General features: G+C 67.7%; 17 protein-coding genes. 10 read left to right on the top strand and 7 right to left on the bottom strand.

Annotated features, from left to right (window positions below; all coding sequences use genetic code 11):
- Positions 1-45 precede the first annotated feature (45 nt).
- Together exaC and adhP are read left to right on the top strand one after the other, a co-directional pair.
- Complete coding sequence (gene exaC / locus MEBOL_RS03450) at positions 46-1,575, top strand: acetaldehyde dehydrogenase ExaC (protein ID WP_095976062.1); 1,530 nt, start codon at positions 46-48, stop codon at positions 1,573-1,575.
- 28 nt (positions 1,576-1,603) lie between these two features.
- Entirely contained in the window at positions 1,604-2,632 is a 1,029-nt protein-coding gene (gene adhP, locus MEBOL_RS03445) for an alcohol dehydrogenase AdhP (protein ID WP_095976061.1), read from the top strand.
- A gap of 100 nt (positions 2,633-2,732) precedes the next feature.
- Here adhP and MEBOL_RS03440 read toward each other — a convergent pair whose 3' ends face one another.
- Positions 2,733-3,980, bottom strand: coding sequence for an MFS transporter (locus MEBOL_RS03440; protein ID WP_095976060.1), 1,248 nt, complete (start codon positions 3,978-3,980; stop codon positions 2,733-2,735).
- 72 nt (positions 3,981-4,052) lie between these two features.
- Here MEBOL_RS03440 and MEBOL_RS03435 point away from each other — a divergent pair, with 72 nt between their 5' ends.
- On the top strand, positions 4,053-4,985 hold the full coding sequence (locus tag MEBOL_RS03435) for a LysR family transcriptional regulator (RefSeq protein ID WP_095976059.1): 933 nt from the start codon (positions 4,053-4,055) through the stop codon (positions 4,983-4,985).
- Positions 4,986-5,045: 60 nt separating this feature from the next.
- On the opposite strand, the gene MEBOL_RS03430 is transcribed toward MEBOL_RS03435, so the two are convergent.
- Positions 5,046-5,948, bottom strand: coding sequence for a Vgb family protein (locus tag MEBOL_RS03430; RefSeq protein WP_095976058.1), 903 nt, complete (start codon positions 5,946-5,948; stop codon positions 5,046-5,048).
- Between the two features lie 128 nt (positions 5,949-6,076).
- On the opposite strand from MEBOL_RS03430, the gene MEBOL_RS03425 reads away from it, so the two are divergent.
- Complete coding sequence (locus MEBOL_RS03425; protein ID WP_095982564.1) at positions 6,077-6,799, top strand: copper homeostasis protein CutC; 723 nt, start codon at positions 6,077-6,079, stop codon at positions 6,797-6,799.
- A gap of 28 nt (positions 6,800-6,827) precedes the next feature.
- On the opposite strand, the gene MEBOL_RS03420 is transcribed toward MEBOL_RS03425, so the two are convergent.
- Entirely contained in the window at positions 6,828-8,270 is a 1,443-nt protein-coding gene (locus MEBOL_RS03420; RefSeq protein WP_218920872.1) for an extracellular catalytic domain type 1 short-chain-length polyhydroxyalkanoate depolymerase, read from the bottom strand.
- Between the two features lie 155 nt (positions 8,271-8,425).
- Positions 8,426-10,063: a M14 family metallopeptidase gene (locus tag MEBOL_RS03415; RefSeq protein WP_095976056.1), complete on the bottom strand. Its 1,638-nt coding sequence runs from the start codon at positions 10,061-10,063 to the stop codon at positions 8,426-8,428.
- Positions 10,064-10,512: 449 nt separating this feature from the next.
- On the opposite strand from MEBOL_RS03415, the gene MEBOL_RS03410 reads away from it, so the two are divergent.
- The 3 genes from MEBOL_RS03410 (at position 10,513) to MEBOL_RS03400 (ending at position 13,749) form a co-directional block, all read left to right on the top strand.
- A complete protein-coding gene (locus tag MEBOL_RS03410) occupies positions 10,513-11,106 on the top strand; it encodes a sugar O-acetyltransferase (protein ID WP_342747737.1) in 594 nt (197 codons plus the stop codon).
- A gap of 9 nt (positions 11,107-11,115) precedes the next feature.
- A complete protein-coding gene (locus tag MEBOL_RS03405; protein ID WP_095976055.1) occupies positions 11,116-11,937 on the top strand; it encodes a nucleotidyltransferase domain-containing protein in 822 nt (273 codons plus the stop codon).
- A 147-nt stretch (positions 11,938-12,084) separates the two neighbouring features.
- Complete coding sequence (locus MEBOL_RS03400; protein ID WP_095982562.1) at positions 12,085-13,749, top strand: serine/threonine-protein kinase; 1,665 nt, start codon at positions 12,085-12,087, stop codon at positions 13,747-13,749.
- A gap of 188 nt (positions 13,750-13,937) precedes the next feature.
- Here the strand turns inward: MEBOL_RS03400 and MEBOL_RS03395 are convergent, their stop codons facing one another.
- The 3 genes from MEBOL_RS03395 to MEBOL_RS41775 all read right to left on the bottom strand — a co-directional run bounded on the left by MEBOL_RS03395 (position 13,938) and on the right by MEBOL_RS41775 (position 17,732).
- Positions 13,938-16,925, bottom strand: coding sequence for a TolB-like translocation protein (locus MEBOL_RS03395; RefSeq protein ID WP_095976054.1), 2,988 nt, complete (start codon positions 16,923-16,925; stop codon positions 13,938-13,940).
- A 150-nt stretch (positions 16,926-17,075) separates the two neighbouring features.
- Positions 17,076-17,432, bottom strand: coding sequence for a phospholipase D-like domain-containing protein (locus MEBOL_RS03390; protein ID WP_245919422.1), 357 nt, complete (start codon positions 17,430-17,432; stop codon positions 17,076-17,078).
- A 24-nt stretch (positions 17,433-17,456) separates the two neighbouring features.
- Positions 17,457-17,732, bottom strand: coding sequence for a hypothetical protein (locus tag MEBOL_RS41775; protein WP_170115403.1), 276 nt, complete (start codon positions 17,730-17,732; stop codon positions 17,457-17,459).
- A 113-nt stretch (positions 17,733-17,845) separates the two neighbouring features.
- Between MEBOL_RS41775 and MEBOL_RS03385 the strand changes: the two genes are divergently transcribed.
- The 3 genes from MEBOL_RS03385 to MEBOL_RS03375 all read left to right on the top strand — a co-directional run bounded on the left by MEBOL_RS03385 (position 17,846) and on the right by MEBOL_RS03375 (position 21,139).
- A complete protein-coding gene (locus tag MEBOL_RS03385) occupies positions 17,846-18,940 on the top strand; it encodes a glycoside hydrolase family 76 protein (RefSeq protein ID WP_095976053.1) in 1,095 nt (364 codons plus the stop codon).
- Positions 18,941-19,971: 1,031 nt separating this feature from the next.
- Positions 19,972-20,376, top strand: a complete 405-nt coding sequence (locus MEBOL_RS43930; RefSeq protein WP_342747736.1) for a DUF6310 domain-containing protein — start codon at positions 19,972-19,974, stop codon at positions 20,374-20,376.
- 31 nt (positions 20,377-20,407) lie between these two features.
- A complete protein-coding gene (locus MEBOL_RS03375; protein ID WP_245919420.1) occupies positions 20,408-21,139 on the top strand; it encodes a DUF5953 family protein in 732 nt (243 codons plus the stop codon).
- Positions 21,140-21,502: the final 363 nt, after the last annotated feature.

Below are 21,502 nucleotides of genomic sequence, written 5' to 3'. Positions count from 1 at the left end.
CTGGGCGCATGCCGCGATCCCGCGGCCCCTACCCCTGGAGCGCGGATGTCCAGCAAGGTGTACGCAGCCCCCAACTCGTCGGGTTCCCCGGTCCAGTTCAAGTCCCGCTACGCCAACTACATCGGAGGTGAATGGACGCCGCCAAAGCGGGGCCTGTACTTCGAGAACGTGACGCCCGTCACCGGCCGTGCGTTCTGTGAGATTCCCCGCTCGGATGCGAGCGACATCGAGGCCGCGCTCGACGCCGCGCACCGCGCGAAGACGGGTTGGGGGAAGACCCCGCCCGCCGAGCGTGCGGTCATCCTCAATAAGATCGCGGACCGCATCGAGCAGAACCTCGAGAAGCTCGCGATCGCGGAGACGTGGGACAACGGCAAGCCGATCCGCGAGACGCTCGCCGCCGACCTGCCCCTGACGGTGGACCACTTCCGCTACTTCGCGGGCTGCATCCGTTCACAAGAAGGCAGTCTGTCCGAGCTGGATGCGGACACGGTCGCGTACCACTTTCACGAGCCGCTGGGCGTGGTGGCGCAGATCATTCCCTGGAACTTCCCGCTGCTCATGGCCGCATGGAAGCTCGCCCCGGCGCTCGCCGCGGGCAACGCGGTGGTGCTCAAGCCGGCGGAGCAGACGCCCGCGTCGATCCTGATGCTCGCGGAGCTCATTGGCGACCTGCTCCCGCCGGGCGTGTTGAACATCGTGAACGGCTTTGGCGTGGAGGCGGGCAAGCCGCTCGCCATGAACAAGCGCGTGGCGAAGGTGGCCTTCACCGGAGAGACCACCACCGGACGGCTCATCATGCAGTACGCGTCCGAGAACCTGATTCCGGTGACGCTCGAGCTCGGCGGCAAGTCGCCCAACCTCTTCTTCGAGGACATCTTCGCGAAGAACGACGACTTCGCGGACAAGGCGATGGAGGGCTTCGCCATGTTCGCCCTGAATCAGGGCGAGGTCTGCACCTGCCCCTCGCGCGCGCTCGTCAGCGAGAAGATCTACGCGGAGTTCCTGGACCGGGCGATCGAGCGCACGAAGAAGATCAAGACGGGCAACCCGCTCGACACCTCCACGATGATCGGCGCCCAGGCGTCGAATGATCAGCTCGAGAAGATCCTCTCGTACGTGGACATCGGCAAGCAGGAGGGCGCGAAGCTGCTGCTCGGCGGCGAGCGGCTGCGCCACGGCGGAGACCTGGACAACGGCTACTACGTCGCGCCGACCATCTTCCAGGGCACCAACCGGATGCGGGTTTTCCAGGAGGAGATCTTCGGACCGGTCGTCTCCGTCACGTCCTTCAAGGACCTGGACGATGCACTGAAGACCGCGAACGACACGCTGTACGGCCTCGGCGCCGGTGTGTGGACCCGTGATGCGTCAACCGCGTACCGCGTCGGCCGCGAGATCCAGGCCGGCCGCGTCTGGACGAATTGCTACCACCTGTACCCGGCGCATGCGGCCTTCGGGGGCTACAAACAGTCCGGTATTGGCCGAGAGAACCACCGGATGATGTTGAGCCACTACCAGCAGACGAAGAACCTGCTCGTCAGCTACTCGCCGAAGGCGATGGGCTTCTTCTAAATCCACATACACAAGCAAGGATGCTGACATGAACAAGACCATGAAGGCAGCAGTCGTGCGTGAATTCGGCAAGCCGCTGCGGATCGAGGAGGTGGAGGTGCCTCGTCCCGGGCGCGGGGAAGTCCTGGTCAAGATCGAGGCGTGTGGTGTCTGCCATACCGACCTGCATGCCGCCGAGGGAGACTGGCCGGTCAAGCCCAATCCGCCGTTCATTCCCGGCCACGAAGGCGTGGGCCACGTGGCGGCGGTGGGGGAGGGCGTCACCCACGTGAAGGAGGGTGACCGTGTGGGCGTTCCCTGGCTGTATTCAGCCTGTGGCTACTGTGAGCACTGTCTGGGGGGATGGGAAACCCTGTGCGAGCAGCAGAAGAACACCGGTTACTCCGTCAACGGGGGCTTCGCCGAGTACGCGCTGGCCAACGCCGATTACGTCGGACACCTGCCGGATGGGATTGGGTTCGTGGAGATCGCGCCCGTGCTGTGCGCGGGCGTGACCGTCTACAAGGGCTTGAAGGTCACCGATACCCGGCCGGGTGACTGGGTGGTCATCTCCGGCATCGGCGGACTCGGCCACATGGCGGTGCAGTACGCCAGGGCGATGGGCCTGAACGTGGCCGCGGTGGACGTGGACGACAGCAAGCTGCAATTGGCCACGCGGCTCGGTGCCACGGTGACCGTCAACGCCCGTGAGACGGATCCGGCGGCCTTCCTCAAGAAGGAGATTGGCGGCGCCCACGGCGTGCTGGTCACCGCGGTGTCGCCGAAGGCCTTCGAGCAGGCGCTGGGCATGGTGCGCCGGGGAGGCACGGTGTCGCTCAATGGCCTGCCCCCGGGTGACTTCCCGTTGCCGATCTTCGGCATGGTGCTCAATGGCATCACCGTGCGTGGCTCGATTGTCGGTACCCGTTTGGACTTGAAGGAGGCGCTGGCCTTCGCCGCGCAGGGCAAGGTCAAGGCGACGGTGGCCGCCGACAAGCTGGAGAACGTCAACGAGGTGTTCACGCGCATGCACGCGGGGAAGATCTCGGGCCGAGTGGTACTGGACCTGTCCAAGTGAGGCGCTGACCCGGACTTGCCAGAACGCCGTTCAATGAGACGTGCATCTCCAGGTGACGAACCTGGAGGTGCACCTGTCTGGCATTGACACCTCCGGCGGCTCAGCGCCGCGCGCCGGGCAACAGGCGCACGGCCAGCGCCGCGGCCGCGGAGGCGCTGGCCATCGTGGTGACACCCGTCCAGCCCCAGGCCGCCAGCGCCTGGCTGCCCAGCGCGGCACCTGTCGCCATGCCGATGAACACACCCACCATCAGCACGGCGTTGAGCCGGCTGCGCGCGGGAGGGTCGATGCCGTAAACGACGGTCTGGTGTGCGATCAGCGAGGCCTGAATCCCCAGATCGAAGCCAATGGCGCTGACCATGATGAGCGCCAGCCGGGCATTCGGCGGCATCCAGGAAGACAGCGCCATGGTGGCGAACGACACGGCGGCCAGACCCGCGCCCAGGCGGGTGACCCACTCGGGTCCGCGGCGGTCGGCGATGCGGCCAGCCATCGGTGCGGCCAGCGCGCCCACCGCGCCGACCAGGCCGAAGGCGCCCGCCGCCGCCGAGCCCAAGTGGAAGGGCGCGCCGTGCAGCATCACCGCCAGCGTCGACCAGAAAGCGCTGAAGCCCAACGAGAGCAGCCCCTGCGCCAGCGCCGCACGACGCAGCGCGCCGTGGTGCCGCCACAGCGTGGCGAGCGAGCCGAGCAGGGCGCCGTAGGGCAGACGCGTGGTCGGAGCGAAGCGAGGCAGGCCACGCCACAGCGCGGCGGCCAGCAGCGCGATGCTGGCGGAGGCCGCCACGAACATGACGCGCCAGCCGAAGCGCTCGGCCACGAAGCCGCTCACCACCCGAGACAGCAGGATGCCCAGCAGCAGCCCGGTCATCACCCTCCCCACCACCTTGCCGCGATTCGCGGCCGGGGCGAGCGTGGCGGCGGCGGGCACGAGGTCCTGCGCCAGCGTGGCGGCCACGCCCACGGCCAGGCTCGCGGCCAGCAGCGGGCCAATCGAGGGCACGGCACTGGCCAGCAGCAGCGCGGCGCACAGCACCGCGGCCTTGGCCAGGATGATGCGGCGCCGGTCGTAGCGGTCCCCCAGCGGCGCGAGCAGTAGGAGGCCGAGTGCGTATCCCAGTTGGGTGAGCGTGGGCATCCAGCCCACGGCGCGGTCGCTGGCGTGGAGGTCGGGGCCGAGCACGCCCAGCATGGGTTGGCTGTAGTACAGCGTGGCCACCGCCAGGCCGGCGCCCGTGGCCAGCAGCAGGACGAGCGTCGCGTGCGACGTGTGCCCGGGCCCGTGGACTCGAACCTCATGCGTCGAGTGAATGGATGCCAGGGAGGAGGTCTCTGGATGGGGTGTCATGGAAGGCAATTTCGTCGAGAGGCGGGCGGAGCGGTAGACGTCGCCGTCGCATGAGGGCTATACGCCTGGCGCATGAAAGCCGATGCCGTGGCCGGCGCCGACCGTCTGGCGCTGATGGAGACCTTCGTGCGCATCGTCGAGGCCGGCAGTCTGTCGGCCGCCGCGGAGCAACTGGGCAGCACCCAGCCCACCGTGAGCCGCCGGTTGCAGGCACTGGAGCGCTCGCTGGGGGTGCGGCTGTTGCAGCGCTCCACCCATGCGATGAAGCTCACCGACGACGGCGCCCGCTGCTACGAGCGGGCCAAGGAGCTGATCGCTGGCTGGCAATCCTTCGAGAGCGAGATGCGCGGCGCGGGAGACGAGCCCGCGGGCCTGCTGCGGGTGGTCGCGCCGCACGCCTTGGGCCAGCAACAGCTCATCGGCCCGCTGGCGGACTATCTGCGGCGCTCTCCGCGGATGAGGGTGGAATGGCTGCTGCACGACCGCACCCCGGATTTCATCGCCGAAGGCATCGACTGCGCCATCCAGGTTGGTGAAGTGCGTGACCCCTCGGTGGTGGCCCTGCGCTTGGGCGAGATACCACGCATCGTGGTGGCCGCGCCCGAGGTGCTGGGCGGCGCATCCCTGCCCACGCAGCCGGCGGAACTGGCGCGACTGCCCTGGCTGGCACTGCGCACCTTCTACCGCGACGAGGTGGTGCTGACCCACGCCGACACGGGCGAGACCGCGCGTTTCTCCATCCAGCCACGGCTATCCACGGACGACCTCTACGCGCTGCGCAGCGCCGTTGTGATGGGCGTTGGGGCGGGCATCGCCTCATCCTGGGTGCTGACGGAGGAACTGGCCACGGGCCGGCTGCTGCATCTGGCGCCCCGGTGGCGGGCGGCGCCCCTGCCGGTGTACCTGGTGTATCCGCCGGCCCGCTTCTATCCAGCGAGGCTACGGCGCTTCATCGAAACCATGCGCGTCGCGCTGCCTCAAGTGGAAGGTGTGAAGCCGCGCTGAGCAGCCACCCGCGGGCTGGGTTGGATCTCGGCGCACGCCCATGACCTTCGGGCGCGTGCGTCACCTCAACGCGGAGAGGCGCACGATTGCGCCCACCTCCAGCGCGGACCAGATCGCGCCATCCGGCCCCACGGTGATGCCGTGTGGCTCCGAGGCGGGCGTCGGCAGTTCGTACGTGTGGATTCGACCGGCCGGTGTGATGTGGCCCAGCCGGTTGGCTCCCCACTCGGTGAACCAGCATCCGCCCGCCGGATCCGCGACGATGGCGTGGGGCCGCGCGGCACGGTCCGGCAGGGGGAACTCGTGAATGTGGCCCTCCGGGGTGATCCGTCCGACCTGGCCCGCGCCTATCTCGACGAACCAGAGCGCACCGTCCGTGCCCGCCGTGAGGCCCACGGGCGCCGCGTTCGCGGTGGGCAGGGGATGGAGGGTGAAGGCCCCCTCGACGGTCAGCCGGCCGATGGCATTCGCCTGATTCAGGGTGAACCACAAGGCGCCATCCGAGCCGGCGGCGATCATCGAGGCGAAGGCCCCCTTCGTGGGGAGCGCGAACTCGGTGATGGCCCCTCGGATCGTGATGCGGCCGATGCGATCCGCGTTCATCTCCGTGAACCAGAGGGCCCCGTCCGGGCCCGGAGTCATGCCGAAGGGTCCGCTTTCCGGCGTGGGCACGGGAAAGGAGGTGACCTGTCCGTCCGTCGTGATGCGGCCGATCCGATGGGCCTGGGCCTGGGTGAACCAGAGGGCCCCATCGGGACCGGAGGTGATGACGGACGGTCCGCAAGAGGCGGACTCGAGGGAATGGCGCGTGACGTGACCGTCGAGGGTCAGGCGTGCGATCTGGCCCGCGTGGACCAGGGTGCACCACAAGGCGCCGTCGGGACCCGCGGTGATGCCATACGGGCCGTGGCCGCGATCCGCCACCGGGAACTCCCGGATCGAAGGGGGGTGAGCAGGGTTCATGACCCCGCACGCTACGGCCGAAAAATCCCCGAGGCCTCCTCAATCTCCAGCATCCAACTCTCCGCTCGGAGATGATCCACTAACGGAGTGGGCCCGAGGGACCGGCCGTGGGAGACTCCGATGAGCCCATGCCCAGAGCCCTCCTTGAAGTCTGCGCGTTCAACCTCCAGTCATGCCTCATCGCGGAGCGGGCCGGCGCCCACCGCGTCGAACTGTGCGACAATCCGACGGAGGGAGGCACCACGCCGAGCTACGGAACCCTCAAGCGGACCCGGGAGCGGGTCTCCCTCAAGCTGTATTCCATCCTGAGACCTCGTGCCGGCAACTACTATTACGACGAGGACGAACTCGCCATTCTCCGGGAGGACATCCGGATCTGTCGTGAACTCGGCTGCGATGGCATTTCCATTGGCGCCCAGTTGAGGGATGGCCGGATCGACAAGGAGCGGATGAAGCGGTTCGTCGAATGGGCGGGGCCCATGGGCGTGACCTGCAACCGGGCCTTCGATGCGACGCCGGACATGTTCCAGGCGCTGGAGGATCTGATCGAGGTGGGTTGCGAGCGGATCCTCACCTCGGGTCAGGCCAGCGGCGCTCCCGAGGCGGGCAAGGTCCTCGGACAACTGGTGAAGGCCGCGGGTGACCGCATCATCATCATGCCCGGCGCCGGAATCCGCGCCTCCAACATCGGCGGGTTGATGGAGGAGTCGGGGGCCCGGGAATACCACGGCTCCTTTCGCAGACCCACGGCCAATGCCATGACGCATGGCAATCCCAACATCCTGGACTTCGGCAGCGTCTACCTGCCGGATGAACAGGAATTGGCGAGCGTCCTGGCGCGGATGGCCTGAGGTGACACCTCGGGCGTTCGTTCGCGCGTCAATGCGAGGCGAAGAAGCTCCAGAGCAGGGCGTTGGCGTCGATCTCCTGGGTCGTTGTGCCGTTCCCCGGCGAGGGCTGAGGGGTCCCCGGCCACGTGTGACCGCCATTGGAGATCCGGTAGAGCAAGACATCGGCGCCGTTACGGCAGCCCGAGTACGTGAGCTTGCTGACGTGCGATGACACGGAGACGGTCGTCGGAGTCGGGCCGCACCCGTTGAGCGTCGCCCAGCGCTGTTGTGCCGCGGGCACGGAGTACTGCCACACGGAACTGCCGCCGCCATCGTACGGATTCGTGTAGTCCTGCTGTCCATGGAAGGCGACCACCGGCACCGTGCTGGCCGGTCGACAGGCCGCGGCCTCCGGTTGGCTCATGTTCGCCGGGTCGGGACGTCCGGCGCGGAGACCCGCGATGGCCGCGAGTCCCGCCAACCGGTCCGGGCGCGCGCAGGAGAACGCGGACGCCATCCGCGCGCCGCCGGAATAGCCGATCGCGAAGACCCGGCCGGGCTCTCCGCAGAGCGTGGAACCCATCGTGGTGATCACCTGGTCGAGGAAAGCGACATCGTCACGCGGGCCCGACGTCACGCCGGGAACGTTCCACGCGAACCCGCTGCCGCTGACGATCGCTCCGGAGGGGGCCACGACCGCGAACTTGTTCGTCTGCGCGGCGGACTTGATGTTGCTGTACGCGATCTGTCCCGAGCCGGAGCTGCCCGTCCCGTGGAGGTTGAGCACGAGCGGCAGTCGGGTCGTGGCGCCGACGCCGCTCGGGACGTAGACGGCGACGTTGTAGCGCACCCCGTTGAAGGTGACCGCGAGGGTGCTGTCACCAGCGGCGACGGAGCGGGTGCAGGCGCCATCATCGCCCGGCAGTCGCCACTTCTGATTGGATTGACCGTTGCAATCCCAGATCTGCAATCGGGTCCGGTCCGCGGAGTTCTCGCCGGTCACGTCCAGGCAGCGTCCCGACTGGGGATTGCGCAGCGTCTGCGCCGACGCGTCGTAGATCCACTGCTGCGCGCCGCTCCCATTGCAGTCCCACAGTTGGATCGTGCTCCCGTTCGCCGTCCCCTGCCCGGTGACATCCAGACACTTGCCAGAGTGGGGGTTGCGGATCGTGCCGGTGTCGCTGATCGTCCAGGTCTGTGCCACCCCGGTGGCGCAGGTGTAGAGCTGGACGGCGGTGCCGTTCGCGGTGCCAGAGGCCGCGACATCGACACACTTTCCGGCCAGCCCAACGATCGGGCCGGTACGGTCGGCGAGGTGGGGCGCGATGGCGGCGAGCCCCGGTAGCCCCACGAGGGAGACGCCCGACAGCACCGCGGCGCGGAGAACGCGCAGACCTCGATGGCGCACGGCGCGAGAGGGTCGAGCGTACGGGATGTCGATGCCGGTGCACGCGGCCCGGATTCGCCATGGCTTGCGTTCTGTGAGATCCACCGTTCCTGCCCTCATGGTTAGGTGTGCGGTACGTCCGCCGTCTGGCTGACGTGCAGCACCGGATGTTCCGGTCACGCCACTGTCGACACCCGTGGCAACAGTGTCAATCAATTCGTGATTAATCCGTGTAACCCGACCTGTGAAGGAAGAGGGCGCTACTGCACGGTGAGGAAGATGGCGGTGGGCACGCCCCACTGGCCGGTGGCGTCCTGGCTCTCCACGAAGAGGGTGTGGCGGCCCCGGGTGAGGCCCGTGGTGGGAATCGTGGCCACCACGGTCTCCATCGACGCGTCGAAGGCCCCGTCCGCCGGGTTCATCGGGTAGAGGGGCGTGCCAGCGAGCCACGAGGGCTGGTTGATGGAGTAGCGTGCGGCGGTGATGAACTGCGCGGGCTCCACGCCGCCGTTGGTGCCATAGCGCGTGTCATTGGCCTGGGCGGTGAGCGTCACCGGCGTGCCCTGGGTGACGGTGCTCGCGGACAGGAAGAGGTGCACCGAGTCCGGGCCCGAGGGCGTCTGGTACGGTCGCCGCGCCGCCTTGAAGGCGTAGTAGAGCGCGGGCATGTTGCCGGGGACGATGTCGCTCTCGAAGCTCGAGCAACTCTGGAAGAAGGCATCGCCCATCTCGAAGGTGTAGGCGGCCACGCCGAGTCGACCGTAGGCGAACGCGTCCGTGGAGCCCGACGCCGTGTAGAGGCAGGTGGAGACCTGACAGGCCTCGTAGTCGTTGAAGTAGTTGAACTTGCGGCCCAGGGTGCGCAGCTGGGTGGCGTTGGGCGCCAGCGCGGAGCTCGTCGCCCAGGGGTAGAGCACGTAGCCGCCATAGCTGTGCAGGCTCAACACCAGCCCCGACGTGTCCGCGGGCGCCGCGTCCGTGGCGCCCGGGCCACGCCGGTCCGGAAAGAGCGAGAGGATGTAGTTCTCGAGCGCTTGCGTCTCGGGCTCGGAGGCGGCCGAGCGGCCCATGAAGGTTTCGCTGCAGGCACTGGAGCTCGCGCCGCCCTGGTTCCAGTCGAAGCTGCTGTTGCGGTTGAGGTCCACGCCCCAGGTGGTCTGGGTGCAGGAACCCTGGGTGGTGTTGGTGTTCTTGCGCTTGGAGGCGCCCGTCTCCGCGAGGCGGCGGCCATCCGGGTTGGAGTGCACCACCAGGTGCAATTGGTGGTGGTCGAGCAGCCAGCGTGCCTCGGGGTCCGTGTCGTAGCTGGTGACAAGCTGCTCGGCGAAGCGCGCCGCGAGCTCGGCCGTGGCGTATTCGCGCGCGTGGATGGCGGCCATGAGGAAGAAGCGCGGCTTGGGCTTGAGCCGCGTGCGATTGGTCACCACCAGCACGCGCAGGTCATCGCCCGGATTGCCTCCCGCGGTCACCTTGTCCCAGGTGTCGCCGATGTCCTCCCACGAGGCGAGCGTGGGGTAGGTGTTGGCCAGGTTCTCCATGGCCGCGTACGTCTCGTCGACGGTGCGGTAGCACGCGTAGCCGGCGATGCCGGTGCGCTGCGCGGCCGAACGCTCCCGCGGCGTGTTGAGCAGCCGCGTGGGCTCCTCGAGCACCTGAACCGCCCGCCCCTCCTTCATCAGCGCCGAGTACTCCTCGGCCGAGAGCACGGCCTCCACGGTGCCTCGCGCGCGATCCACGGCGGCGGTGAGATCCAGGCGCGCGGCGAGCGCATCGAGATCCGCTTGGGATTGGAAGGACACCCGGGCGAGGACGACCGGTGGGGACACGGGGGTGGAGGGAGCGGCGGGTACCAGGGCGAGGGCCGCGGCGGCGAGAGCGCCAGCGAGGAATGACGGCATGCGAGGACTGCTCCACGGAGGAGAGAGGGCGGCACTCTACAGCGGCGAGCGGGTTTCCTCGATGCGCGAGCCTCATCATGGAGCGCATGCGCGAAGACGCCTCGTTCCTGGGCACCGCGTCACCCTGCCTGAGATCCGGTACCGGCCTCACCGTCGTCAGCCGGCTGATGCGCCTCGGGTTCCTCATGTCGCCCCGGTTGTCGGGCTCGTCGCCGACACCGTGGGCTTGCGCGTGGGACTGCTCGTGGTGCCGCCCGCGTCACGCATCGGGCAGATGAGAAGCCGATGGAGGGGGAGGACTGGTGCGCGAAAGCCGAGGAGGGGCGTTGAGGGGGGCCCGCTGGGGATATACGCCTGCCCAGCAGGCGAGCGATGTGATTGGCGTTGCTCCCAGCCCCTGAGTGGCACGCGTGCAATCAAGCAACCGAGGGCCCCCGCGGATGGACGAGATGAGCGAGCGGCGAGTGCCCACCTTTCAGGGCATGGCACGGACCGAGCGGGAAAAGATGCTCGCTGGCGAGCTGTACGTCGCAGCGGACCCGGAGTTGGTGGCGGGGCGAGCCCGTGCGCGCAAGCTGCTGCGCGCCTACAACCAGTCCACCGAGGACGAGCTGAAGCAGCGCGAGGGCTTACTCTCTCAGCTCCTGGGCTCCGTGGACGCGGGAGTGTGGATCGAACCGCCGTTCTTCTGTGACTACGGCGAGCACATTCGGCTGGGCGCGCGCGTGTACATGAACTTTCAGTGCGTCATCCTCGACTGCAATCCGGTGACGCTGGGAGATGACGTGTTCCTGGGGCCTGGCGTGCACATCTACGCGGCCACGCACCCGCTGGATCCGGACGAGCGCATCAAGGGCCCCGAACTGGGGCGGCCCGTCACCATCGGCGCCAAGGTATGGATTGGCGGTGGGTCCATCATCTGCCCGGGCGTCACCATCGGTGAGGGGGCCACCATTGGTGCCGGGAGTGTGGTGGTGCGGGACATTCCCCCGTACGTCTTCGCCGCGGGCAACCCCTGCCGTGTTATCCGGACCCTGCGCTGAGCGCCTTGTATGACTGAACAAGATTCGGATGTCCCTTCACTGGCCCGTGAGTGGGCGGAACGCTTCGCCACCTTCGAGCAGGTTCGAGCGGTGGCGCTGGGTGGCTCTTGGGTGACGGGTGCCGCCGATCCGCGCTCGGATCTCGACCTGATCGTCTATGCGAACCCTCCACCTCCCGTCGAGGCGCGGCGCTCGCTCATCTTGCCCACGGCGACTCGTGCCGAGATCGATAATTTGTTCTTCGGCACCGGCGACGAGTGGATCGACACCCGCGGTCAGGGCGTGGATGTCGCTTACTGGAGCCCGGAGTGGATCGAGGACCAGCTAGATCGTGTCCTCGTTCGTTTCGAGGCGTCGCTCGGCTACACCACCAGCTTCTTGCACACGGTGAGGAACTCCCGCGTGCTCTTCGACCGGGCGGGGTGGCTCGCGCGGCTCCAGGCGCGGGCCCGGAGCGCCTACCCAGAGCCTCTGTGCCACGCCATCGTGGCGAAGAACCACCCCGTGCTGCGGCGGAAACTGTCCTCATACCTGGAACAGATTGAACTCGCGCTGCACCGAGCGGACCCGGTGAGCGTGCAACACCGGGTGACGGCGGTGTTGGCGAGCTACTTCGACATCCTGTTCGCGGTGAACCGCGTTCCACACCCGGGCGAGAAGCGGCTCCTGGAACAGGTGCGGCATCTGTGCCCCAAGCGGCCACCCGAGCTGGAATCCCAGGTGGTGGCGGTGATCCGCGCGGTGGGCGGCCCCGGACAGGAACTGCTGTCCCACCTTCAGGTGTTGCTGGATGGGCTGGACTCGATGCTGGTTTCCGAGGGGCTGATCTAAGCAGGCCCCGGCACGGGGAGCCCCCAGCAGGTGTGCTTGTCCACGGGTTCGAATCTCATCGAGGACAACCTGGGACGTAGAGGGGCCTGCTCGAAAGGAGAGCCAGGACTCGCCTTGCCCTCACGGCTGCAAGACAATGTGGCCCCCATGCATCCCTCCGACTCAACAGGTGGCGCGACGCCGCTCGGCACGAAGTTGCTCGCCGAGCACTTCCGGACGGACGCCGCCGCCCGCGAAGCCATCGTGGCCCGGTTCATCAGCCGGGTGTCCAGCCTCTTCATCGTCTCCACGTTCGGGCTGGTCTCCCTCATCGGCTGGCCCCGCGCCCTGGCCGTCGCGGGCCTGTGTGCCGTCCTCGCCGTCTACTACGGGGTGCTGTCCCGGATGTTGCGGCGAGGCTGGTTCCACCCCTCCATCTACTGGGTCAACGTCGGCCTGGAGACCTCCACCGGAGCGTTCCTCTTCGTCTGCGACACCCTCTTCGGGACGCCCGAGCAGGCGCTGGGCAACCCCATGGCCGTGCTCTGGACCGCGGCCATCGTGTTCGCGGCTCTGCGGGGCAAGCGCAGTCTGGCCCTCTTCGCCGGTGGCCTCGTGGCCGCCCAGACGGTGCTGCTCTACTTCCTGCTGGCCTGGCCCCGGCTGGCCGAGCCCATTCCGATGATCTTCTCGCCGGCGATGGTGATTCTGCGGGCCAGCTACTACGTCGTCATCGGATGGCTGGCGGCGCTCGTGGCCGGCTACCTCACGCACCGGGCCGAAGAGGCGCTACACGCCGTGCGGGAGAAGGACCTGGTGGGCAAGTACTTCCTGCACGAGCGGCTGGGGGTGGGAGGCATGGCGGAGGTGTTCCGCGCCACGTACAGCCCAGAAGGCGGCTTCGAGAAGGTGGTGGCCATCAAGCGCATCCTCCCCGCCTACGCCGAGGACGAGGACTTCGTGACGCTGTTCCGCCGGGAGGCGGAGCTGGGCTCGCTGCTCAACCACCCCAACATCGTCCAGGTGCTCGACGTGGGCCGGTTCGGGGACACGTACTTCATGGCCATGGAGCACATCGAAGGGGTGTCCCTGCGCGAGCTGCTCAAGAGCCACGGGTCGCTGCCGCCGGCGGTGGTGGCCTACCTCGGGGCCGAGCTGGGCGAGGCGCTCGACTACGTGCACCGGCGCACCTCGAACGAGGGACTTCCGCTGAACCTGGTGCACCGGGACGTGAATCCGCCCAACATCCTGCTGTCACGCATTGGCGAGGTGAAGCTGGGGGACTTCGGGGTGGCGCGCGCGGCCATTCACGTCCGGCTCACGCAGGCGGACCGGGTGCGCGGCAAGCTGGGCTACCTGGCACCGGAGCAGGCACGGGGCCACGCCTTCGACGGGCGGGCGGATCTCTTCGCGCTGGGCCTCACGTTGCACGAGGCGCTCACGGGACGGCGTGTCTTCCAGGAGGAGGATGTCTCCAACACCGTGCGAGCGACCCCGCCGCCCTTCCTCGTGCCGCCCTCGGTGCACCGCCCGGAAGTACCTCCCGCGCTGGATGCCGTCATCATGGGTCTGCTGACGTGGCAAGTGGAGGAGCGCACGGATCGGGGCCAGCGGTTGCGCGAGCAACTGTGTGCCCTGACGGGAGCGTTCGCGCCCTTTCCCCACGGACAGCGGGAGCTGGGCCGTCTGGTGCAGGAAGCCCTCGCGCGCAAGGCGGGCCACATTCCGGCGCGGAGCACGGAGCGGGAAACCCGGGTGGAGCACCTCCCCACCCCGGCGAGAAGCGAGGAGCCCACGGCGGTGCTGACGCGAAGAGTGTCAGACGAGCCGTAGGGTGACTCTGACAACGGCGTCGCTTGACGTGAGCGACGGGCGGGCTCAGAGGCCCTGTTGACGGGGAATCCAGGGGCGCAGGCTCTGAAAGGACCCAGGCAGAATCTCCGAGCGCGTGTGCGGGTCCTGCTTGGGACCACCGGAGGGAGACAGCGGGACGAGGCCGCCCGCTGTTCCCCCCCGGAGACTCAGGGCGTCTGGACGAGCCGCGCCTTCACGCGCTCGCTGTTCGTGGTCGCCGAGAGGTCGGTGCCCCGGTAGACCAGCAGCGAGCTCTGTCCGCCCATGGAGGTCAGCGCGGGCGTACTCTCCCCGAGCGGCCCGGCCGCGAGGACGAAGCTCTGGGTGTCCAGCAGCGTGCCGGTGTCGCTCACCCGAGCCCCGTAGATGTCGCCCAGGTACAGGTCCGTGCGGTGGTCCTCCCAGGCCACCAGGAAGCTGTCCCCGTCATGCGTCACGGTGGGGACGTACTTGTAATCCTGGGTGGGCATCGCGAGGGTGGCGATGGCGATGCCGCTCGTGTCGACCACCGTGCCCGCGCTGCTCACCCGGGCCCCGTAGATCTCCGACCGGCCCACGCGCCAGTCTTCCCACACCACCATGAAGTGCATCCCGTTGTGGGTGAGGGCGGGGTGCTCCTGGTTGCCCGTCGCGGTGGAGATGGCGATGCCGCTCGTGTCGAGCACCGTGCCCGTGCTGCTCACCCGGGCCCCGTAGATGTCGTTATCCGCATTGCGGTTGTCCTGCCAGACGACCAGGAAGTTCGTGCCGTTGTGGGCCACCTTGGGATGCACCTGGAAGGTGGCCGAGGTGGAGATGGCGATGCCGCTCGTGTCGAGCACCGTGCCCGCGCTGCTCACCCGCGTGCCGTAGATGTTGCTTCCTACCGCATGGCGGTTGTCCTCCCAGACGACCAGGAAGTTCGTGCCGTCATGGGCCACCGCGGGACGTCCCAGGTACGTTTGCTGGTTGGTGAGGACAATGGGCGTGGTGTCCACCACGCTTCCCGTGGAGCTCACCCGCACGCCCCGAATACCGACGGACGAGTTGACGAAGTACTGCTGCCAGACGACCAGGAAGTTCGTCCCATCGTGGGCCACGGCGGGATCGAAGGCCAGGTAGGTATTGCTGGACGAGAGGCGGATACCGCTCGAGTCCAGCACCGTCCCCGTCTCGCTCACCCGCACCGCGTAGATGTCCATGCCGGTGTGCCGGTGGTCCCGCCAGACGACCAGGAAGTTCGTCCCATCATGGGCCACCACGGGCGTGTACTGCCCATTGCCCGCCACGGAGAGGACGAGGGCGGGGGTGTCCAGGGGGACGCCCGCGCTCGTCACCCGTGTGGCGTGGATGTCCGAGTTCCGGCCCGCGCTGGACTCGCCTCCCCAGACGACCAGGAAGTTCGTCCCATCGCTGGCGAGCGAGACGTGTTCGAAGTAGCTGAAAATGGGGGCGATGAGCAGATCGCTCGGATTGAGCACGGCGCCCGTGTTGCTCAGCCGGGCGCCGAAGATCTTGGAGGCCTGGGTGTCGTGCCACACCACGAGGCAGTCCGTGCCCAAGCGCGCCACGCGCGGCGCGCGCTGATTGTTGCCGTGGGTGCTGATGGCGATGCCGCTGGGGTTGCGCACCACGCCCGTGGCGCTCACCCGAGCGCCATAGATGTCGGCGTTGCCGTTGCGCGAGTCCTCCCAAACCACCACGAAGTCCGAGCCGTTGTAGGCCACCGAGGGGCGCTCCTGTGCGTTGACGGCCACGGAGATGAGGAAGCCATTGGTGTTGAGCACCGTGCCCGAGCCGTTCACCCGCGCGCCGTAGATGTCGAAGACGCCGCTGCGCGCGTCCTGCCAGACGACCAGGAAGTTCGTGCCGTTGTGGGCCACGGAGGGCGCGAGCTGCTCGTTGGCGGCGGTGGAGATGGCGATGCCGTTGGGATCGAGCACCGTGCCCGCGCTGTCCACCCGCGCGCCGTAGATGTCATGGGTGCCCGTGCGCTTGTCCTGCCAGACGACCAGGAAGTTCGTGCCGTCATGGGCCACGGCGGGGGCGTGCTTGTCACCGGGGGCGTTGGAGATGACGATGCCGCCCGGATCGAGCACCACGCCCGTGCTGCTCACCCGGGTGGCGTGGATGTTGTACCTGTTGGCCCATTCGTACCAGACGACCAGGAAGTTCGTGCCGTCATGGGCCACGGCGGGGGCGTACGCGCTGTTGGTTCCGCTGGAAATGCGCAGGCCCGTGGGGTCCAGCAGGGTGCCGCTGCCCGTCACCCGGGCGCCATAGAGATCCGTGTAGCCGACATGACGGAAGTCCTGCCAGACGACCAGGAAGTTCGTCCCATCGTGAGTGACCACGGGCGCGTCCTGACTGTGGTCCGTGTACGCCGACACCGGCGCGTCCATGCCGAACTCCGGCGAGACGATGGGATCCAACACCGCCGGATAGGCCGAGGCGTCCACCACCGATGCCGGGACGCGCAGCACGATGGCGTCGCCCTCGAAGCGCGCGGGCACGGGCGTGCGCTCGCCGCGCGCGTCCACCCAGGTTCCATGGCCATAGCGCACGCCCACACCCGTGGCGCCCTCGGCGAAGTGCAGGCCGCTGTCCGTCTCGCCGAGGAAGTGTCCGCCCTCCACGGGAACGCGGACCTCGAGCGCCTCCGTGCCCGCGGGCCGCCGCTCGAAGTGCCAGCTCTGCTCCACGCCGTCCGCGCCGTTGCGCAGCCGCTCCACCACCTCGCCACGTGGGATGCTCAGCTCGCCCGAGTCTTCCACCCGGCCGCTTCCCGCGAGCCCCGACAGCACCTCGCCGCCCCGGCTCACGCGGGCCGCGCCCAGGTGCACCGGCGCGCCTTCCACGGCGGCCGGAGGGGCTTCGCGCGCGCTCTCCGCGTGCTCGGGTGATGAGGACTTCGGGTAGTGGTAGGGCGTGACGCTCAGGCCGAGCGCGTCCGCGCGCACCGCGTAGGTGTCATGGCCGCCCCGCCAGGCCGAGCCCTCGGCGCGGAAGGCGAAGTGCACCCGCTCCATGATCTTCTGCACGTCGAAGGGCGCCTCCGGCGCTCCGGACTCCACGGGCGTGGCGGGAGGCGGGGGCGTGTCGTGCTCACAGCCCGAGAGGAAACAGGCCACGAGCATGCTCGCGGCCCAACCCATGCGTGTCTTGGAACCCATCATCGTGATGCCTTGTCTGCCGGGAACAGGTCCGTCCACCACGGCCCGGAAACCCCTGGCCCGGAACGGACACCCTACGTCCCGGGAGTGACATGGCTGTCTTCACGAGGCGAGTTGCCTCCGAGGCAACAACAGACGCGCGTCGCGCGGCCTTCAGTTCGCGCCGGTGAGCGTCACCGCGTAGGGGCTCTTCCACCCATCGTTGAAGTGCGCGAGCACGGCGTCGTACATCGGGTGGCTCGTGCCGCTCTCCTCGCCCAGGCGCACGAAGAGGTCGTCACCCCCGGTGAGGCTGCCCGGGCTGAAGTTGTGCGAGCCGGTGTAGACCCGGTACGCCCAGCTCGTCGTGCCCGCCTTCTTCGCGGAGATGGCGATGAGCTTGTCGTGCACGCGAGCCGTGCCGGAGATCTTCAGCGCCTTGAGGGGGATGCCCGCGGCCTTGAGCCGGTCGTACTCCGTCTGCTCGACGTGGTTGCCGATGATTGCCACGTCGCAGCCGCCACTCTTCATCCTGGCCAGCTGCTACGTCACCGCTCATAGGTGAAGTGCGGGTTGATGAAGCCGCCGGAGGGTGAGATCCCGCGTCCCGTCCCCGGCGGCCACGCGGGGCGCCAGCGGGTTGTTGAAGTGGAGGATCGTCCGGACGCCTCCGGACAGGGCCCGCTTCTCACAGGTGTTGGCCGCCTGGGTGACCTGACCCGGTGCGTCGAGGGGACCGCCCGGCTCCTCCACGCCACAGGCGAGCACGAGCGCCCCCCCGACCCCCACGAGCGCACTCCGCACCCGCCCTCGTCGATTCACTCGCTCCATGTGTGCACCCTCCCGGCTTTTTGGGCCGCTTTTCCTTTCATTTCGGGGAAAATTGGTTTAGTGGGATTTTACCTCCAGATTAGGAGGTCCCGACTTCCAAGGAGGAAGCCTACATGAACTCGCGGTTCTTGAATGGCCTGGTGGCTGCCGTGGTCGTGGCGTCCGCGCCGGGTGCCCTCGCGCTCACCCCGGCGGAGAAGGACCTGGCGTTCAACTCCTACAACAACGCCTTCTATGTCGCGAACGGCGGCAACGGCTACTACGTACTCGACACGAACCGCAAGGTGCCGACCCGGTTCGACTTCTGGCGGGTCTGCGAGCAGATCGAGGCGGCCGAGGACGCCTATGACCGGACGCGCAATCCGGCCCACCGCGACATCGTCTTCTCCCTGCTCAACGGGCTGAACAACGTGGTCAGCGGCACCACGGACTTCGCGTCGTGGAATGAGTACAACGACGACGTCATGTGGGCGGTCATCGCCCTGACGCGTGGCTACGAAATCACCGGCCACCGCCCGTTCCTGGATCAGGCGCAATGGCAGTTCAACAAGGTCTGGGACCGGGCCTGGGACACCAAACTGGGCGGCGGCCTGTGGTGGCGCACGGACAATCAGACCAAGAACGCGTGCGTGAACGGTCCGGCCACCATCGCGGCGATGCTGCTCGCGCGCAACACGGTGAACACCGGCTACCGGGCGCAGGCGGACCAGATCTACAACTGGTTGCGCGCCACGCTGGTCAACCCCACGACGGGCCAGGTGGCGGATCACATCCAGGCCAACGGCACCAAGGTCTGGTGGGCCTTCACCTACAACCAGGGCACCTTCGCGGGCGCGTCGACGCTGCTCTACCAGGCCACGGGCAACACCAGCTACCGCGACGTGGGCGGGCTGGCGGTGAACTGGACCCGCCGCAACCTCACGGGCCAGCACGTCGCCGACATCCTCAACGACGAGTACGACGCCAACGGCGGCAGTGGTGACACCGCCGGCTTCAAGGGCATCTTCGTGCGGTGGGCGGGCAAGTGGGCGGGCGCGGCCAACGATGCGTCCATCAAGAGCTGGCTGGCCAATAACTCCAACACCGCGTGGTCGTACCGGAACTCCTCGGGCGTGATGTGGGGCCAGTGGTGGCGGCGCACCCCGGACAACTACGTCACGTCCTGGGAGTCGAGTCCCGGCCTCGCCGTGTCCCAGACGCCGTACTGAGCGCGCTCGCCGTGCTTCTCCTCTGGACAGGGTCGAACGAATGACCCCGTGTCCGGAGGAGAGGGCAAGGAAAAGCCCAGCAACCCCTCGGGATTGCCGGGCTTCTGAGTGTGGAGGCGGCGGGAATCGAACCCACGCCGGGCGGTGCGAAACTCCTCGCAGAATCGCACCCTTACCTCGCAACCGCCCGGAATGCTTGGGAGTCGATATCCCGCCACCGCCCCTCCTGTCCCGCCCCGTTCCGGCCCATTCCGCACGCTCCCGCAACATACGTGCAACATGGCGTGGGCTGCCCACCTCCCGCCGCTAGACATCCCGGGCTGTGGGGCTCGCCGCTCCCGTGGCCGTCCTGAACGTGCAGCTCGCTCCCGCTGCCAGGTTCCTGAGCTGGAGCTGCAACGACAGGGGGCATCAGCGCTAGGAGCCTGTCGGAACACCTCGGCTACCCACTACATGGTGGGTAGTGCGACTCAAACACACCGCTATGGTTGGTATGTAGGAGTCGTTTTTCGGCAGTACTCCGACAGCTCCTAGTGCCTTGGGAGCCATCCATAGGTCCGAGTTGCGGCTGCTGCACCCTCGCCCTCCTGCCGCTCCCCTTACGAGCGTTCGTGACGGTAGGGGCGCGCTGTCATACTCCGAACTGCTCCGCCAGGACCATTCAGGTCTTGAATCGGTTGAGGGTCTGGCCATGCGTCTCCGAGCGTACATCGCACTTCTGCTCTTTCTCTCAGCCTGTACGACGACACCGCCCAACCCAACACAGCCAGCAGCCCGGGACCCGAGGCTCGCCAACCTCCAGCGAGCGGCGACGCTGCCCTGGACGGACGGGGGCCGGTGCGCCGTGCAGGAGGCTTCACGGCCCTGGCCCGTGCTGGCGGAGAGGTGCTACCACGCTCTGGACCATGAAAGGGTTCGGTTTCGAGACATCACGGGCAGATGCGCCGTCGCCTCCGCAGGTGCGGCAATGGGCGTAGGACTCGCCGGAAAAAAGGTCCAAGCCAGAGCCAAAAGGGCCGGACTTCCCTCCCGTGGGGCCAACCGAAGTCTCGGAGCGGGAGCGCCGTCCGGAGTGCAAGCCTCGACGGGTGCCGCCCAAGGGCGGGAACAAGCTGCACAACACGTGCGCTGACGGAATCAAGTTCAACGCCTACCGTGGGGCTAACGCGCTGGTCAACGGCAAGGCTTTCGACGCATTGCAAGTTGTCGCGGGCGTTCTTTGGGAGGTGAAGACTGATAACTACGACTCGTACCCGCTCGAACTTCAAGACATTGTAGTAAGAAAGCATGTGCGTGATTTTCTGTTCGAGCGTGAACTTGCGAGGGCGTGCGGATTTGACTTTCGGGTCGGCGTGCGAAGTGCCGCACACAAAAAGGCGCTGGAGTACGCCGAACCGGCGCTCGAAAACCTGATCGTCGTCATGGATTGGTGCTGAAATGCCAGCTACACGAGAGAATCAGATCGGCATGATCGTCTATGCGCCTGCGCTTGCGGGGGATGATGGCCGAACTTTGGCTGTTGTTCATGCAATGGAACGCGCACACCCCGGCTTGCGCATTGGGTTGATGATTTCTGACGAGGGGACGCTTATTCCGTTGCCGGATCGCGACGCATTCGTCGCCCGCGAGTCCAGTCGTGGGGAAATGCCACCGCTGCGTAGCACTGATGACAACTTCCGAGTCAGCGTGACGGGATGGGGAAAGCCGGCGGGGATTTCTCCTGGCGGTCGGGCTCAATTCGAATTCCATGTGGCGCTACCTCTGTCCGCCGCCGGCAGCGCGGCTGCGGCAGCCTTACTGGAGGCCGTTGCGGAGGAAGCACACGCGTTCTGGGGTCACGCGACGCCGTTCAGCGCGGGGGTGGATATTACACGCCAGACGAAGAATCGGCCAGACGACCTGAAGCCGCCTCCTCGCGGCCTGCCGGTTATCAAGTCTCCTGTTGCCATGCGCTCGCCTGAGATTCCGCATCGCCTCGGGTGGCTGAACTACTGGTCAGACGCCGCCGCACGGGCCATCGGCTTTCCGGACCCCGCCCGCGACGCCGAGCTACTCTCACGGGCGCGGCGCACCGCGACAGGCGGGTGGGTGGTCAGGCTCACCGATGAACCGCTCGACCTGGACAACCCCGCCCACCTGCACGCGCTCAAACGGGCCTACGAGAGCTTCCCGGAGATCGGCGGGCGCTCGGTCCTTTGAGTCTCGGCACGGCTCGCAGTGGCAGGCTTGCCGATGCCCAGACCCAGGCTCACCGCGAGGCGGCGGGCAACCTCTATGGGAAGTGGCGGGAATCGAACCCGCATCAAGGCGGAAGCAAGACCCCAAGCAGGTCGCGCTGTTACCGGCTAACGCCTTGATCTCACAGTGGATCGTTCCTCCGTCCCGTCCCGTCTCGTCCCGTTCAATTCCCCGCCGGAGGGTCACGCTGGGGGCACATGCGGCCCAACAGGGGCAATCTGCTTGGACGCAAGCGGCCTGAGTTCCCCGGTCTCCCAGGGCTCACGAGAACCCCGTGGGAGGCGGACAGGAGCGTGTGCCCTGGAAAGGTGTGGCAGGGGAGGA

The organism is Melittangium boletus DSM 14713 (assembly GCF_002305855.1).
GTDB lineage: Bacteria > Myxococcota > Myxococcia > Myxococcales > Myxococcaceae > Cystobacter > Cystobacter boletus.
This window is presented reverse-complemented; position numbering and strand designations above follow the sequence as displayed.